This is a genomic window from Citrobacter sp. R4 (assembly GCF_026719175.1).
Taxonomy (GTDB): domain Bacteria; phylum Pseudomonadota; class Gammaproteobacteria; order Enterobacterales; family Enterobacteriaceae; genus Citrobacter_A; species Citrobacter_A sedlakii.
Genome location: NZ_JAPPSU010000006.1, coordinates 311,773 through 328,223, shown reverse-complemented (window position 1 = coordinate 328,223; position 16,451 = coordinate 311,773). Strand labels below are relative to the sequence as shown.

General features: G+C 50.2%; 17 protein-coding genes and 3 pseudogenes. 17 read left to right on the top strand and 3 right to left on the bottom strand.

The window, feature by feature from the left end; all coding sequences use genetic code 11:
- The 12 genes from OOJ60_RS15465 to OOJ60_RS15410 all read left to right on the top strand — a co-directional run.
- The coding region (locus OOJ60_RS15465) for a flagellin (protein ID WP_265097123.1) at positions 1-529 on the top strand (529 nt) is incomplete at its 5' end.
- A 206-nt stretch (positions 530-735) separates the two neighbouring features.
- A complete protein-coding gene (gene fliD, locus OOJ60_RS15460) occupies positions 736-2,061 on the top strand; it encodes a flagellar filament capping protein FliD (RefSeq protein WP_205612824.1) in 1,326 nt (441 codons plus the stop codon).
- Positions 2,062-2,082: 21 nt separating this feature from the next.
- Positions 2,083-2,475 (top strand): flagellar export chaperone FliS, encoded by a 393-nt coding sequence (fliS, locus tag OOJ60_RS15455; RefSeq protein WP_042290456.1) that lies wholly within the window; start codon positions 2,083-2,085, stop codon positions 2,473-2,475.
- Positions 2,472-2,777, top strand: coding sequence for a hypothetical protein (locus tag OOJ60_RS15450; protein ID WP_060570803.1), 306 nt, complete (start codon positions 2,472-2,474; stop codon positions 2,775-2,777). The genes fliS and OOJ60_RS15450 overlap by 4 nt, the downstream gene beginning before the upstream one ends.
- Positions 2,774-3,838, top strand: coding sequence for a flagellar hook-length control protein FliK (locus OOJ60_RS15445; protein ID WP_205612823.1), 1,065 nt, complete (start codon positions 2,774-2,776; stop codon positions 3,836-3,838). Before OOJ60_RS15450 ends, OOJ60_RS15445 begins: the two co-directional genes overlap by 4 nt.
- Before the next feature lie 13 nt (positions 3,839-3,851).
- A complete protein-coding gene (locus OOJ60_RS15440) occupies positions 3,852-4,316 on the top strand; it encodes a flagellar basal body-associated FliL family protein (protein ID WP_042290450.1) in 465 nt (154 codons plus the stop codon).
- Between the two features lie 13 nt (positions 4,317-4,329).
- Complete coding sequence (locus tag OOJ60_RS15435; RefSeq protein WP_042290448.1) at positions 4,330-5,031, top strand: FliA/WhiG family RNA polymerase sigma factor; 702 nt, start codon at positions 4,330-4,332, stop codon at positions 5,029-5,031.
- 13 nt (positions 5,032-5,044) lie between these two features.
- A complete protein-coding gene (gene motA, locus OOJ60_RS15430) occupies positions 5,045-5,914 on the top strand; it encodes a flagellar motor stator protein MotA (protein WP_181822052.1) in 870 nt (289 codons plus the stop codon).
- Positions 5,907-6,824, top strand: coding sequence for a putative lateral flagellar export/assembly protein LafU (gene lafU / locus OOJ60_RS15425; protein ID WP_060570800.1), 918 nt, complete (start codon positions 5,907-5,909; stop codon positions 6,822-6,824). Before motA ends, lafU begins: the two co-directional genes overlap by 8 nt.
- A 15-nt stretch (positions 6,825-6,839) precedes the next feature.
- The gene (locus OOJ60_RS24760; protein ID WP_275477535.1) at positions 6,840-7,610 is read left to right on the top strand and encodes a C40 family peptidase; all 771 of its coding nucleotides are present in this window, start codon (positions 6,840-6,842) and stop codon (positions 7,608-7,610) included.
- Between the two features lie 29 nt (positions 7,611-7,639).
- Positions 7,640-8,689 carry a plasmid segregation protein ParM domain-containing protein gene (gene parM, locus OOJ60_RS15415; protein WP_082636856.1) on the top strand — a complete coding sequence of 350 codons (1,050 nt, stop codon included), beginning with the start codon at positions 7,640-7,642 and terminating at the stop codon, positions 8,687-8,689.
- Positions 8,682-9,323, top strand: a complete 642-nt coding sequence (locus tag OOJ60_RS15410; protein WP_200035105.1) for a hypothetical protein — start codon at positions 8,682-8,684, stop codon at positions 9,321-9,323. Before parM ends, OOJ60_RS15410 begins: the two co-directional genes overlap by 8 nt.
- Before the next feature lie 90 nt (positions 9,324-9,413).
- Here the strand turns inward: OOJ60_RS15410 and OOJ60_RS15405 are convergent.
- A pseudogene (locus OOJ60_RS15405) lies at positions 9,414-9,590 on the bottom strand (GNAT family N-acetyltransferase); the annotation flags it as partial.
- A gap of 397 nt (positions 9,591-9,987) precedes the next feature.
- Here OOJ60_RS15405 and OOJ60_RS15400 point away from each other — a divergent pair.
- Together OOJ60_RS15400 and OOJ60_RS15395 are read left to right on the top strand one after the other, a co-directional pair.
- Positions 9,988-10,281 carry a type II toxin-antitoxin system TacA family antitoxin gene (locus OOJ60_RS15400; protein WP_200035103.1) on the top strand — a complete coding sequence of 98 codons (294 nt, stop codon included), beginning with the start codon at positions 9,988-9,990 and terminating at the stop codon, positions 10,279-10,281.
- Complete coding sequence (locus OOJ60_RS15395) at positions 10,278-10,769, top strand: GNAT family N-acetyltransferase (protein WP_205612822.1); 492 nt, start codon at positions 10,278-10,280, stop codon at positions 10,767-10,769. Before OOJ60_RS15400 ends, OOJ60_RS15395 begins: the two co-directional genes overlap by 4 nt.
- 341 nt (positions 10,770-11,110) lie before the next feature.
- Here the strand turns inward: OOJ60_RS15395 and OOJ60_RS15390 are convergent, their stop codons facing one another.
- Together OOJ60_RS15390 and OOJ60_RS15385 are read right to left on the bottom strand one after the other, a co-directional pair.
- Positions 11,111-12,604, bottom strand: a complete 1,494-nt coding sequence (locus tag OOJ60_RS15390; protein ID WP_205612821.1) for a hypothetical protein — start codon at positions 12,602-12,604, stop codon at positions 11,111-11,113.
- Positions 12,601-14,511: a hypothetical protein gene (locus OOJ60_RS15385; protein ID WP_205612820.1), complete on the bottom strand. Its 1,911-nt coding sequence runs from the start codon at positions 14,509-14,511 to the stop codon at positions 12,601-12,603. Before OOJ60_RS15385 ends, OOJ60_RS15390 begins: the two co-directional genes overlap by 4 nt.
- A 154-nt stretch (positions 14,512-14,665) precedes the next feature.
- Between OOJ60_RS15385 and OOJ60_RS15380 the strand changes: the two genes are divergently transcribed.
- The 3 genes and pseudogenes from OOJ60_RS15380 to OOJ60_RS15370 form a co-directional block, all read left to right on the top strand.
- Positions 14,666-15,127: a hypothetical protein gene (locus OOJ60_RS15380; RefSeq protein ID WP_205612819.1), complete on the top strand. Its 462-nt coding sequence runs from the start codon at positions 14,666-14,668 to the stop codon at positions 15,125-15,127.
- Positions 15,128-15,131: 4 nt separating this feature from the next.
- Positions 15,132-15,269: pseudogene (locus OOJ60_RS15375) on the top strand (helix-turn-helix domain-containing protein); the annotation flags it as partial.
- Between the two features lie 401 nt (positions 15,270-15,670).
- Positions 15,671-16,111: pseudogene (locus tag OOJ60_RS15370) on the top strand (integrase domain-containing protein); the annotation flags it as partial.
- Positions 16,112-16,451: the final 340 nt, after the last annotated feature.

Genomic DNA, 16,451 nt, shown 5'->3' with positions numbered 1-16,451 from the left:
GAACGATCTGAACGCCGAGCTGAAGAACATCATGGACAATACCTCTTATGCGGGTGAGAAGCTGTTCGGTGACAGCGGCAAATTCGCGAAAGCGCTGAACTTCCAGATTGGTTCCTCTTCCGGTGAAGCGATGAAGATTGATCTCTCTGGCGAACTGAACGGAACAGGGAGTGGCGCGCTGTTTACCTCTTCCGGCTTCGGCTTTGGTGACTGGGAAAAGGCCGATGGCATCAACATCAGCGATGCAGATACGGCAAAAGCACTGATGTCCGATCTGGAATCTAAGCTGAATGATGTCGGTTCCGTACGCTCCAAAATGGGCGCCAGCATCAACCGTCTGGGCCACACCGCCTCTAACCTGGCGAACATGAAAGACAACACCGAACTGGCGCTGAGCAATATTCAGGACGCTGATTTCGCCAGCGAGGCCTCCTCCATGACGCGTAACCAGATGCTGGCGCAGACCAGCATGTCCATGCTGAAGCAGTCCAACAGTATGTCCAGCATGGTGATGTCCCTGCTGGGCTAATTCCTCCCGGCGCCGCATCAATAAAAAACACCGCTGCATAGCGGTGTTTTTGTATCCGGCGACGTCGTTTCCTCTGCCGGAAATAGCGGAAAGGGAGATTCCTCCCGTTTTGTAACCTACTGAAAATGTTTAATTAAAAAGTTGGCACGATAGTTGCTTGAATGACGTCATGTCGAACGCGACGAGCGTGCCTGGAGAAACCTTTTATGTCTGATTTTGACCCCACAACACTGGCTACACAGCTGGCAAGCTATGACATTCTGGCGCTGCAGAACTCTATCCAGACGCAGACCTCCACGCTGGCCGCGCAGAAAAAAGCGCTAACCTCGTTACGTACCGCGCTCACGGATTTTCGTACGGCGATCAAAGGGCTGAACTCCAGTTCCAGCAACGTGCTGAAGAACAGCGTCACCATGAATCAGGAGGGGATCGCCACTATCTCCGCCAGCGCCTCGGCCCGTAAAGGGACCTACAGCCTGAATGTGACGCAGTTGGCTTCCGCCCAGCAAAAAGGGTTTAGCGACCTGACGGATGAGGATATTAAAAACGCCACCGGCACGCTGACCATCAACCTGAACGGTGAAAGCATTGATATTGAGATGGACAATCTGAACAGTCTGTCCGATTTCGCCGGTGCGGTGAACAAGGCGGATTTTCCGAGCGCCAGCAGCAATACCTCTGCCACAGAGCAGAACGGCGTCACCGCCTCGCTGATGCGCGTTGACGGCAAAGTGCAACTGATGCTGAGCAGCGACCAGAGTGGGGAACAGTACGATATTCAACTCGATACCAGCGCGATGACCGGCGATCAGTCTATTTTCGACAATGCGACCATCATCACCAGCGGGAAAGATGCGAAATTTACGCTCGGCGATTCGCCCCAGGAGTACAGCAGCAGCTCCAACAACCTGGACAACCTGGTGGACGGCGTGTCGATCAAACTGACCGGCACGACGGAAGTTGGCAAACCACTGGTGATTTCCGTGGATACCGATCCCACCGGGACGCAAGAGCAGATTCAGGCCTTTATCGACGCCTACAACACGCTGAAAGATACGATCTCCGGGCTGACCTCTTCCGGAAGTAATACGGACGAACGCGGTGCGTTCGCCGGTGATGCGAGCATCTCTTCGCTCTCTAATGAGCTAAGTAACATTCTGCGCCAGACCTTCGGTGATGAAAACATGACCAAATTTGGCATCACCTCCGATAAAGACGGCAAGCTCTCGTTGGACGCCGACACGCTGGAAGAGCAGTTGAAAGCCGATCCACAGTCGGTAAATAACTTCTTTAACGGCAACGACGGCATGATCAAGGCGATGGATAAATCGCTGGATAAATACCTCAATACCAGCACCGGATTGCTGAAAGGCCGCCAGGACACGCTCGACCGCCAGCAGCGCGATATCGACACGAAAACAGAAAAAATGAATACCCGTTATGAAAGCTCCTATAACCGCTACCTCAAGCAGTTCACGCAGTTGCAGAGCATCATGACGCAGATGAATAACACCATGAGCATGTTTAGCTAATTCTAAGGGAATCTGAGCGTAATGTACGGTAACGATCGGGAAGGCTACGGCCTTTACCACCAGGAAGATCTCGCGATTCAGTCGGCGGCGGCGAATCCGCACCAGTTGGTGCTGATGCTGTTTAACGGGCTAATGGATGAATTAATTCGCGCGAAAAGTCATATTGCCGCGCGTCGCTTTGAGCGCAAGGCGCAGAGCATCAATAAATGCATCGATATTCTCAACGCGCTGACCAGCGCGCTCGACTTCGAAAAGGGCGGCGAACTGGCCCTGAGCCTGGCGAATCTCTACGACTACTGCGTCTACCGACTCTATGACGCCAGCCATAAGCTCTCTGTTGAACAGATCGAAGAAGTGGAAAACATTCTCGGCAACATCCAGGACGGCTGGGAAAAAATGGGTCAGGCTGCATGAGTTATCTCTCCTCTCTGCAAACCCTGGCGGCCACGCTGCGCCAGGTGACCGCCGATCATAACTGGCCGGCGGTACAGCGCGCCGATGGTGAAATCGCCGCGCTGCTGGCGGACATTCGGGGCAAAACCCTGAACGGCGCCGAGCAGCAGGCGCTGAAAACCCTGGCGAATATTCACCGCCAGGCGCGCGAATACTGCATGGGGCAGCTTGAGATTGTGGAAGCCAAAATGGCGCTCTCCGTACGTAATCGCGAAGGCGCAACGGCCTACGCAGCCTTTATGGATGCGGAGGATTTACGATGATGGATCTTCTCACGTTCGCGGCTGGCGCGGGTAATGCCTCGGGATCGCCGGTGCAGGCGGAGCCGATTACCGGAAGCAGCCCGGCGGTGACAGCCGCCAGCGCCCAGACGCCAGTGGCCTTTAGCGACGCGCTGCTGAATGTGGTGAATACGCTGATGGCCGGGCAGGGGGAAAACGCGCCCGCCGTCAGCGTCAGCGCCGAGGGGATTCGACAGAAAGCGAGCGAAGAGGCGAAGGACGCGACGGTGGAGGATTCCTCCCTGCTGAGAGTCGATGCGCAACAACAACTGCTGGATGCGTTGCTGATGCCACGCCCGCAGCCGGTTAGCGTCGAAAACATGCGTACCGGCGAGGCGGCGACGACGCATTCCCTGCTTCAGCAAACGCCCGACGCGCTCAGTGGATACGCGCCTGCGCTGAACGGGGCGACAGGACTGCCGCAAGCGGTATCGGGGGCGGAAACGGCGCTGCCGGTCACGCCCGCAATGGGGAGACAGCTTCAGGTCGCGCCGCAGCTGATGACGGCGATGACCGCGGTAACGCCTGAGCTTGCTGTGCAGCCTGCTGGCACACAGACCAGCAGTGTCGTCACGGTGAGTAACGACGCCCGCACCTCGCAGGGCGCGCCATTGAAGTTGGATACGGAAGATTCCCGCTGGACGCAGCAGCTCCAGCGAGTACTGGGCGAACGTCTGCAGGTGCAGGTGAAGAATCAGATCCAGCACGCCACCATCCGTCTTGACCCGCCGGAGATGGGCAAAATAGACATCTCGTTGCAGATCGATAACGGTCGGATGCAAGTACAAATCAACGCCAGCCACGCCGAGGTATACCGTGCGTTACAGCAGACCAGCAATGATCTGCGTCAGAGCCTGACGGAACAAAATTTCGTGCAGGTCAACGTGCAGGTCTCATCGCAGTCCGGTGGACAGCAGCAGGAGAAGGGGTCGCCTTTTGCCGAACAGCAGGCGGCGATTCAGTCCGCACCGGAGATCGCCACAGGCGCCACGGTGGCGGATGAAACACGCCGTAAAGATGATTCGGTATTACTGACCGTTTAACAGAAAGAACACTATGAACACAAAAACACTTTTATTTGGGGTGATTATCGCCCTTGTGACCGCCGTGATGGCGGCCGGTTTAACCGTGGTCGGCACCCACCTGCTGCGTTCCGATGAGAGCGCGACGGCGATCGATAAACTCTTTTCCTCTTCCGGGTCGCATTCGGTGGAGTTTGTGGAGATCAAAAATCTGGTGATCACCCTGAAAGGGAGCGGCCGTACGGAGCGTTACCTGCTGCTGGAACTTAACCTGGCGACCAACGGCCCGGATAACACCCGTAAATCGGAAGAGATGATCCCGGCAATTCGCGGGGCGACCGTCAGCCTGCTTTCCGATATGGAATACAGTGCGGTGCGCGCCTTAAGCGTGGGTGAGCTGCATAACAAACTGAAGACGGCCTACGAGGCGCGCTTCAGCAGCCTGAACATGAATGTACCATTTGATGACGTGATCATCAGCAAAATGGTTTTCCAGTGATTAATAAGCCGTAATGGACATGATGGATTTTATTGCCAGCGAAACGCTGACGCCCGCAGACGAAGCGCGCTACCTCAGCCAGTATCTGCCGTTGGTTAACAAAATTGTGAAACAGCTGGCATACCAGGCCAGCAGCGTGCTTGACCGCGAAGATATGGAGCAGAGCGCGCTGATGGGGCTGTTAAGCTCGCTGCGTCGCTATGGTCATCCTGACGAGCAGTTTGCCGCCTATGCTGCGCCGCGTATTCGCGGCGCGGTGCTGGACGAACTGCGTCAGCTTGACTGGCGGCCGCGTCGACTGCGACAGAAAACGCACAAGATCAACGATGCCATTCGCGAAGTGGCGCGGCTGTTGGGCCGCCCGCCGACGTTTGATGATCTTAGCCGCCATCTTTCCATTACGGCTGATGAGTATCAGGAGTATCTGCTGCTGGATTGCGCCAAAGCGCTGGAGAGCCTTGACGATCTCCTGAGCAATGATGTGCATGCCGGGGCGCTGGATAGCCGCCCCCTTGAAGAAGAGATGATTGTCAGCCGCACGCTGCGCAACGCGCTGGCAAGCCTCGATGAACGTGAACAGTTGATCCTCACGCTCTATTACCAGCAGGAAATGAGCCTGAAAGAGATTGCCCTGGTGCTTGATCTCACCGAGGCGAGAGTCTGTCAGCTCAATAAAAAAATCGCGCAAAAAATTCAGTCTTTTTTCCAGAAGTGAAAGTGAAAGGTTTATGCAGAAATTCTTAGGTATTCTCATCATCATGGGGTGTGTTGTCGGCGGTTTTATTATGTCTGGCGGGCATTTAGCATCATTCTGGCAGCCGGGTGAAATCATCATCATCCTCGGTGCGGGCATGGGCGCAATGGTTCTGGCGAACCCGAAAGCCGTTTTGGGCGAGATGTATCGCCAGTTCCGCGGCATTATGCGCAAAAACGAGTACACCAGCGAATACCAGCGCGAGCTGCTGATGCTGCTGTATGAACTACTGGAGCTGGTGCAGGACGGCGGCCTGAAGGTGCTGGACGAGCACATCGAATCGCCGGCCAATAGCCCGTTGTTCCAGAAATATCCGCAAATGCTGCGTGATAAAGCGCTGATCATGTTTATCTCCGATAACTTCCGCCTGATGGCGATGGGCAAGATCAACGAACATGAGCTGGAGGGGATTCTGGAGCAGGAACTCGGCGCGATGGAAGAGAACCTGCTCCAGCCGTCGCGCTCGCTGCAGCGTACCGCTGAAGCGATGCCGGGCTTCGGGATCTGCGCCGCGGTGCTCGGGATAATTATCACCATGCAGTCCATTGATGGCTCGATTGCCGTGATCGGCGTGAAGGTCGCGGCAGCGCTGGTGGGCACCTTCCTCGGCGTTTTCTTCTGTTACTGTCTGATGGATCCTGTCGCGAACGCCATGGAGCAGCGCACCAAAAAGCAGATTGCGGTGCTGGAGTGCGTGCGTACTGTGCTGGTCAACCATGTCGCAGGCAAACCGACCCTGCTGGCGGTCGACGCCGGACGCAAAATGTTGCCGATGGATTCTAAACCAACCTTTGCCACTCTCGATGGCTGGGTGAACCAGATGACGGGTATGGCCGATGCGTAATCGCGGTAAAGATCACCACACCACAATCATCAAGCGCTCGTCGCGTAAAGGGCATGAGGAGATCCATGGCGGCGCGTGGAAAGTGGCTTTCGCCGATTTTACGCTGGCGATGATGGCACTGTTTATGGTGCTGTGGATCATGGGCGCGGTCACCGAAGAGGAGCGTAAAGAGATTGTCTCTCTGCTCAACGGCGGCGAGACGATATTTGAAGGCCATGCGATTTCGCCGATCACCCAGAAAGATGTGGGCGGCGATCTGACCATCGTCGGCAAACGCGATCCGCAGAAAAACGCGGCAGAACAGAAAAAACAGCTGGCGCAGCAGGTTAAGCAGTCGGAAAGTCTCAAAGACGTTAACACCCGTTCGAACGCCGAGATTGAGGAGCTGGCGCGCATCATTATGCAGATCACCTCCGCGTATGACGCGCAGTCCAACCTTAAAATGGAGATCGTGCCACAGGGGTTACGCATTCTGGTTTCTGACGATAGGAAACGGGAGATGTTCCAGCGCAGCAGCGCCGTTCTGACGCCGTTCTTTAACCGGCTGCTGACCCGCTTTGCGCCGGAACTGAATAAGATAGATAACAAGATCATTATTACCGGCCATACGGACGCCACGCGTTTTCGCGATCAGGTGCTGTATAACAACTGGAATCTCTCCGGCGAGCGCGCCATGCAGGCGCGTGCAGTGCTGACGAAAGGCGGGCTCGACCCAAACAAAGTATTGCAGGTCAGCGGCATGGCTGATCAGATGCTCCTCGACCCGAACCAGCCGCTGAGTTCTGCGAATCGACGTATTGAAATCATGGTGTTAACGCACTCTGCCAGTGAGTCACTGTATCAGTTTTTTGGCCAGCATGGTGAGAAAATCATCAAGCCGCTGGTCGAGAAAATCTCGAAAAATCCATAATAAAAGAGTTGTCGCGTGAAACGTTTTCTCTCTTTTACTTCTGGCTTGCCCGTTCTTCGGGTACCTCTTTTTCTGCTGGCGCTGGTGCTGTTGGCAAACTCCGGATATAGCGCCGCCCGGTCTCAGCCGTCGCCGGAAAGCGCGGAACTGGCGAGGCAACAGAACCGTCTGCGGCTGATGGCTAAGGTCAAAAAGCGGACGGTGACCGTACCCTTAACGCCGGAGCAGAAGCGCCGGGACATCGAGCAAAAACGCGCGACGCGGCTGAAAAATCGCGAAATGCTGGCGATGCATTCCCGCTGGCGACCCGGCACCGTCGATGCGCTCTGGACGCGCTCGCTGAATGAAAAAGCGCCCGTGACCCGGGAGGCGCTTCAGCGCGCGGCCAAACTGCGCACGGTGATCCGCCGCCTGGAAGGGCAGCTCGGCAAACCTTACGTCTGGGGCGGTAAAACCCCCACCGAGGGCTTTGATTGCAGCGGACTGGTCTTCTACGCCTACAATGCGGTGCTGGAGCGCAAGCTGCCGCGCACGGCGAATGAAATGTATCAGGCAAATCATCTGAAGCCGGTGCGCAGAGACAAACTGCGCAACGGCGATCTGGTGTTCTTCAACATCAACCAGCGCCCCGGCGCCGATCACGTTGGCGTCTATCTGGGCGACGATAAGTTTATTGAAGCGCCACGTACCGGGCTGAAAATCCGCATTAGCCAGCTTTCAGACAATTTCTGGCAATCACATTATCTTGGCGCGCGCCGCATTCTGAGTGAAGACGCCGCGTTGTGAAAAATACCCTTTAGATTGAGATACCACCCATGACCGCAACCCGTATGAAATTCGCCATTGATGATGGCTCTACCAACGTCAAAATCAGCTGGATTGAAAACGGCACACTGAAAACCGTTGTGTCGCCGAACTCTTTTCGCAAAGACTGGAAAAGCGCCGCGCTGCTGCGCGGACAGTCGGTTTACAACTACACCATCGGCACCACGAAATACACCTACGACGCCACCTCCGATAAGGCGCTGTCGACCACGCACATCGACTACCAGTATGACGATCTGAATCTGCTGGCGGTACACCACGCGCTGCTGCAAACTGGCATGACGCCGTGCGACGTGGATATCGTGGTCACGCTGCCGATTACCCAGTTCTACAACCCGGACGATTGCCAGCGTAACGAAAGCCGCATCGAAGCGAAGCGCCGCAATCTGACGCGCGACATTTCCCTCAATAAGGGCGAACTGTTCCGTATCGTCGATGTACAGGTGATGCCGGAGAGTCTGCCGGCGGCGCTTTCGCATCTATTGAATTCGAACGTCAACGAGTTTACGAAGTCGCTGGTGATTGACTGCGGCGGCACCACGCTGGATATGGGAGTGATCGTCGGCGAATTTGACGATGTCTCCGCGATTTACGGTAACAATGAGATTGGTGTGGCGATGGTGACTGACGCCACCCGCAAGCTGCTGGCCGCTGCAGACAGCGACTCCAGCTATCTGGTGGCGAATGAACTGATCAAACGCCGCCACGATATGGCGTTTGTGAAAAGCGTGATTAACGATGAGTCGCGCATCGACGACATTCTTGAGCGCGTGGCGATTAAAATTCAGGAGCTGGGCGACCAGGTGGCGTATGAAGCGAAAAAATTCGCCAAAAACCCGAACCGCGTTTATCTGGTCGGCGGCGGGGCGCATCTGATTGAATCCGCTGTACGTCAGACTTACGCGACCCTGGGCGATCGCGTGGTGACCATCGACAATCCGCAAAGCGCGCTGTCGCGCGAAATCTGCCTGTACCATGCGGAAAGCGGCGTTGAGCAGGTGGCTGCGCCGCAGATGGTCGAGGTCGGCGACGATGAATAACAGGCAAATTCGCCGGGTTAATCTCTCCCTGCATTTGTCGCCGGAGCATTCGCGTGCGGATCTGCGCGCGATGCTGCATCTGAAAAAATGGCACGATGACATCAACCAGGCGGGCGGAAATGCGAGTGACGCCAGTATGGAGATGCGTCGTTTTCACCGTAACGTCTATCTGGCTGGGCTACAGCTGCAGATGCTGAATCCGCAGCTTTGCAGCCATATCGCCGAATCGATTGGTCGTGAAACGCTGACGCTGGAGGCGCTTTGTGCCGAACTGAGTGAAGGACAACTGCTGCCGGTCGCCGCGGCGGAGCCCGCTTCCGCCCCGCAAAACTGCCTGGAGTTCAGCAAGCAGCAGTTGCGCCAGCTGCGTGCGCTGATGTCCGACGCGATGCAACGGCAGCCAGTCGTGAAAGAGAAAGATGAGGGTGAACTGGCGGCGATGCACGAGGAAATCGCACAACTGAAAGCGCTGCTGGAAAAGCAACATGTGTTGTTGCAACAACTGAAGATGATCGCCCGGACGACGCCTGCGGCGGAAAGCGCAAAAACGTCCGGGGCGGAAGAGATAGATTTAAGCACGCTTGAGGCCCAGACGCAGAAGATGAAACAGATTAAACAAAAAGGGATTTTTTGAGATGCTCCTCTCCGTGAGGAGAGGGGACACTAATTGCCGATATATTTCAATGGGTTGAATGGTAGGCTCTGTACCCTTTCCATCTTAAGGCTATAGTGGCAGTTTGAGAATCAACGTTAGCGCCTGGGTTTGCGATACCTTAAAGCCTTGGTGAATATAAAAGTATTTGGCTTCTTCAGACAGAGAGTGAGCCATGATCGCGCGAACACCACTATTTTCAGCCACTCTATAACATCGAAGAACGGCATCCTGAAGAAGGTCTGCTCCAGAGGTCATATTTTTCGCCGTTAGGCAGGGCGTAAATCAATCTGACAGGCGATTATATTTGGAAAACAACCGGATACCGATAAGTTTTGTCGGCTGAGGCCAGCTAAAATGCAAAAACGGACCTCCATGGAGGTCCGTTGATATGAATTTGGTGCCGGACTCGGGAACATTCAGTTACTTACCAATTTGATTTCTACCATAAATTCTTTCCTCTTATCTTATCAAGACCCAGTGGTTGACCCTCATTTCCTCTTGTAAATTATTAAGGTGGAGAAAAATAAGTAGAAAACCTTTTGGTTCGATACTCTGGTTCGAGTCCTTCTAAATTTATCGTAATGACATCTGCGTTACGCATGTTGTATACTTAATATCCACAGAAACACATGAGGACAACACCATGCCAGCCACAAACAGTATGGCGATGAAACGCGAAACCCTGAACCTGCGCATCAGGCCTGCCGAGCGTGATCTTATTGATCGGGCGGCGAAAGCCAGAGGGAAAAACCGCACTGACTTTGTGTTGGAGGCTGCCCGCGCCGCCGCCGAGGAAGCACTGATCGAGCAACGTATCATCATGGCCGATCCGCAGGCTTATGAGGAATTTCTTGCCCGTCTGGATCAGTCTCCCGCACCAAACGCCGCGCTGCGTAAAACTATGCAGACCCCTGCGCCGTGGGAGCAGGAAAAATGATCTCCGCCCCTGAGCCCCTTCACGCCGGGCATATTCTTACCCCATTCTGCTGCGGCGTGGATTCGATGGATCGCTGGCTGAAACAGCGGGCAATGAAAAATCAGACCACTGGCGCATCCCGCACGTTTGTCTGTTGCGGCAGCAATTCTAACGTGTTGGCCTATTACTCGCTGGCGTCCAGCGCGGTAACGACAAATACTGCGCCCGGTCGTTTTCGCCGCAATATGCCTGATCCGATCCCGGTGGTGGTGCTGGGACGTCTGGCTGTGGATAAATCACTGCACGGGCAGGGCCTCGGCCGGGCGCTGATGAGGGATGCCGGGCTACGGGTTATTCAGGTGGCGGAAACTATTGGCATTCGCGGGATGCTGGTTCATGCCTTGTCGGATGAAGCGCGGGAATTTTACCTGCGGGTGGGGTTTGAGCCGTCGCCGATGGATCCGATGATGTTGATGGTGACGTTGGGGGATTTGGTGGGGAGTGTTTAAATTTTATATTCTTATTACTTGGCATAGAATAATTTTGTAAGAGTTATCACTTGTTATTACGCGTCAGTAGTTATCGATGAACATTAAATGAATGTTCATCGGTGGTTTGGTGAGTGGTACAAATTAAGAGGGCTCTAACTTTCATTCTGTTTTTTTTGCATATTATACCAAAGAGCAGGAGGAACTGGGGTTCTAAAATGCCGATAAGCTATAAAATCCAGAATGGTTAAATCGGCTTTTGCTGCGCTTGATTCTGAGAAAATATTATATCTATCCTTTTCTCTCAACTCATTCATCCTGGCCTGGTAATTATTCATATTGTCCGGAAATGTTATTGGCGCTTATGTTTCGCCTGTGACGTATTGCGCCTGATGAAAGTAGAGATGATGATATAGATCGTTCGTTGGATGCCATAGCTGGGAGCAGATTTTTGGATAGAATTCTTTTATTCCTCTCAGTAAAATATTATATTCCTTTTCTTTCTCCAGAATGACAGCCCATCCCATCAGAGTAGGAATTATCCATGATGTACTTGTTGTTTTTTCTCTGAGATACGTGTCATCAGTATTGCAATCCAGACAGATAAGATCATCAATGGAATCTGTCGATATAGGGTGATTTCGTCCAATTTTAAGTACAAAGTCCAGCCTGACGATCAATGTTTCGAGCCATTCTCCAGCACGATCCTTTTCCCCTGTTAAAGAAAGAAAAATAAAAGCCAGTGTAATATCTATTGCATTTTCATCAAAACGAGGTGAGCCTGATGCTGGGTTATTGCTGATAAGTACGCATAAACTCTCGGCAATGATAGTTGCATTATTAAATCTGGCTGTCTGCTCATCACCATTACATCGTAGAGCCGTGAGGAGATTATTTAGCCCGATAGTAGAGAGTATACCTATTTGTTCAAATATAGTAAGATTAATTAATGCGCTATCGGCAGAGTATGACGACAGAAGATATTTTTCGTGAAAATAGGGTTGAAGTTTGGAAAAGTATTCTGCGGAGATATTAATATAGTTTTGCCATATAATATTAATGGCAGAGAAGTATTGGTGTGGACTTTTTTCAAGGTGAATACGGTGCCATACCCATAGCAGGCAACGCTCCGATATATAGAGGGCTTGTTTTACATTACCATCTTGTATTGCCCAATAGGCCAGTATATTTGTGGCAAGATAGGCTGTACGGATTGATTTCTCAAGTTCAGATTTTTTGACCTGTTTTACTTTTTCTCCTTTATTATTGAGTTGTAGTGTACGAAGTAATAAGCGGTGGAAATCTTCTCTTGAATAATCATTTTCACAAATTAATGATAACGATTTCCTCAAATCAGTTCGGTCATTGTCAGTGAATATATGCTCGTTTAGCATATATTTTTCTATACGTGCTGCTAGTTGAGCTGCTCCCCAGAAATCAAACTCGTGGGGCTGGTGCTCATCAATGTAACCGGCCCAGCTTTGACTTAGCTCTTCTTTCATATCTCCGCTGGTAGATAGTATTATCTTCTTTGGTAATTTTTTATGTTTTGGTAAAATATTATTTTTTATGTAAACATCAAAAATTTCATTTAAACTTTGTCTGATAGAATTTCTTCCTGAATCCCATTCGGCCATACCCAGATTTTTCTGTTTGATCACAAAGAGAAAAATCTTTCTTACACCATCTTCAGGATCTTTACCGATTGCAGCAATATCGACTCCGTATTGTCGAGTGCCTGTTTGCGTAGTAAACAGAGGAACAATGCCCATCGATAGCAACAAATTAGGTAGCAGTAGATCAAGTTCATTTCTTTCTTTAAGCGTTCTGATATATTGTGAGATTAAAACTTTCATACAGTATCCTTTTTTGCACATCTAAACTGAGCAAGCCTAATATCATAACCGACATTATCCATAACATATCGTCTGGGAAGAGAATAACTACTTGAAAATGTTTTTAGATAGGAGGGTTCACTGTAACCAGAATCATTATAGTCGTTATAATGAAAAGAGCCTATGCCTGCTTTTAAATGAATGCGAGACGCTATTTTAAATACCAAAGAGTTTTCATTCGCAAGATCGTTCTTTCTTGCCATAACCTTGTCTTTTTCTTTTTGAAAAGCATGTACGAGCATTGATGATGGTTCTAATTCTTTTATTCTTGGAAGTACGGTGAAAGAAGATATGTAGTTCTCAACCTCAGTTAATATTTCGTTATATAATTTCTTGATTTTGTTACGCTGCCCTTTAATGTTTTTTTTGTGTTTCCCGATTTCATCAATTACATAGCTGGGATAATCCATTGCTATTTCATTGATAATCACTACCTTTACAAGGGGATATGTTCTTTTTTCTGCATTTTTTACCCTTAGCAAAGATAATATCAGGGACATTAACTGGTGTTCATTTGAGATGAAACCCAGTGTTCTTCGTACCAGAAAAATAAAATCTCTTTCTGTGAAGTCGTTAATGACGCCAAGACTATACTCTAATATATGTTTACTTCTGTGCACAAACAGGTATGTGGATAATAAACGCGAAAAAACGGTGGTTTCGGGATTCTCATCAATTAATGTTAATGTAAATACTTTATTAAGTAAATCAGGGTGATTTGCTATATCATAAAAAAAACTTTCAATAACTTGATTGTTTTCTGATACTGAGTTATTTTTTATCATTATAAAAAGGCAATCAGTCAATAAATCATGCTTTGACTCATCTTTGGTTAAAAATGAAAATATATGGAAAATTAAACCACTCAGTTCTGCATTGTTTATTGCAGATTCACAAATATGAGACATCCAGAAAGGAAAGTCTGTGTGCGACGTTAATTGTTTCTTAGTATATACTTTATGAGCGAGTGCTTTTATTGCCTCCGTATTATTGGATTCTAGTAATTCTCTGATAATATTTCGCATGCCCGGTATCTTTTCTACTGTATTCACGGCAGCTTGTATTGCCGAATCCGATATCAATTTTATAGCTGATGAAATGTTATCTATAATTGTTTTATTTATTTCATCAACTTTGTATTCCGTGTCGCTTGCTTCTACGATTCTGCCAAGGATCCATAATGATTGTGGAGAGAGTAAACTGTCATTTTTTTCTATATCATCGAGTAGAATATCAATAGCAGATGCATAGTTTTCTTTTTTTAATGAGAATAAGGCAATATTATAAAGGTGAAGAGTTCCCTGTTTTATATCTGAATGAAATTTATTAATTATCTCATGACATTTTTCAGGGTTACTGGCTAGTCGTTCTCCTAATAATGTAAATGTACCAACATATTGATTGTGTTTATTGTAAATGACGGAAAAGAAATTATACAGGGTGTTTATATCTATGTTTCTGGAATACTTTATGAATTGATCGGCCAGAGATGTGACCTCATATTGGTTACGTTCAGATTCGAGCAGTACCTGAAATACATTGATCTTATCTTCATATAAGCTGAGAAATAAGCCAGCGGTTGAACGATCGCCTCGCAAAGACTTTTCCCATATGCTAAAAGCAGCTTGTATTATGGTTTTCTCCGCATCGGCGCGATCACTGTCTGTTTCTGAAAAATGATAACGGACAACATAATAATCTCTGTCTTCATAAGATGAAAAGATTAATTTATCGTCCTTTAAACAATAGCCTTCTGATTTCTCTTTGAGTAAAAAAGAAAGTTCCTGTTCAGTAAGTTCATGCTCTAGCACATCGGATCTTGCCAAAAAAAGCTTATGAGCGATATTTTGAACAATATTATCCTTCATTATCATACCTCCGGTAGGGCCGGGTTATGCCTGTGAGTTTTAACTCTATGCTTTATACCAGAAAAATGAGTCTGGCCAGCCTTATCAAATCAATATCTGTGATTTTTATCGTAAGCATGTATATGTTATGCGTACTGTGGATGAGGCTGCCACTATGGCTACGACCCCAATCCAAACACACCCGTTACTTACCGTTCCCTTCAGCGCCGCCCCGAATTTTACCGTTCTGGCCGATCACTGCGACCGCTTCGCCGAAACCCTGCTTGAAAGCGTCGATCCGACGCTGCGGCTGGCGCTTTGCGGAAGACTTGTCGCCTGCCTCTCGCTGCTGCGGTCCGCGTTGAACGATCCCATCCCGCCTCACCTAATCGAAAGCTTGACCGTTGATACCCTTCCCGCCAGTTACCCCTGCTTTGAACCCGGTTCCGAATTACTTTGTGACTATTCACTCCCGCTGGCGCAGCTTCTGACGGGGCGGGCGTTACTGCCGAAAATGAAACAGACGCTGACTGGATTACTGTGTGAGCTGGTCTGGTACTTTGCCGCCGAACTCAAAGCCCCGCGCTGGATACACACCGCTGACGGCGTAAAGTTTATTGATGAGGTGACAGCATGATGCAGCAGGACTGGCATCCTCCACGCTAGCAAATACGCTTACCCGCCGATGGCCCAAAGGCGAAAGGCTAATCGCCGAAGCGTTGGGCGTCGCGCCAGAGAAAATCTGGCCTTCCCGTTACTGCAAACTTGAAAATTGTTAAATCTTCTCTCCCGATCTTCTGATGGCTTTGCTGTCAGAAGATCGGGAGAAGGCAAGCGAAGCGTGGTAGTACAGGTTCACAAAAACCTTTTTGATGCAAAAACAGTTTTTTCTTTCTGCACCAGCGGCATATGCGTAGTCTCCTAATTGCTACACACCGTCTGCGGACGGTTCCCACGCTTCACAACCTGAAAGAAGAGCCTGTTATCAGGACGGTTGATCCGTTTATCGGTGCAGACCTCTGTAAACACCGGGTCGCAGAACATTGCGACGGAGGCCCGAGTTTTAACACGATACGTCCTTTTACTGCGCCAGCCTGCTGGTCTGAATCTGTACCGTGCCGGAATTCTCCCGGCTAACCTGTATCTGCTGACGCCCTCAGCGCCTTTTACCTTACAGACTGCGCAGGAGGCGGTGCAAAGTGCGCAGTCATTAAGAACGTGGAAGCAGGCGCTGGATCGTGGTGACACTCGCTTAACCGTGGTGTTCGGCACCAAAGGCGGGCGGCCTCGAGAGGCGATGATTCTTGAAGCCGTCGCTGTCAGAAAAGCGCTGGATAATGCGCTGGCTGTGGCAGAAGATCGTCATGGCAGGCTGATAGATAAGCCCGATCTGAAAAGCGCCATGAAATACTGGCACAGTCAGGCGTCACGTCTCGGCTTAACGGGAGCATATTCCCCGTACTCGTTGCGCTATGCGTGGGCACTGGATGTCATTCGTAATTATCTGGCGCAGGGATTTGGTGAAAAGGAAGCGCTGGCAATGACGGCGTTGGATTTGGGCCACGGCGACGGGCGCGGGCGGTATGGGGCGCAGGTTTATGGGCGAAGGGATACTGACTGATAGCCGTTGCCTTGAAAAGATCGAGTTATCCATCGGTTTTCGTACAAAATTATTTGCCCTCAAATAATTTTGGGTGATTTCCTATTAATCTCGGGTATTGATAGGTTTTCATACAAATAATTTTGGGGCCAAAATTATTAATACGCTTTCCTCTTAATAACTTCCCTTATGAACGGGTTAGCCTATTAACAAGTTTCTGCTGCACATTACGGCTTTTGTGCTGATGATTGTGCAAACAAAAGGAAAAAGGCCGGATAATGGTAAAGGGCGGTTAAGGGTAACAGCGCCAGACCGGAAAAGGCCAAAGGGTTTAAAAGGCTTAAGCTGGCGCAGATCGATA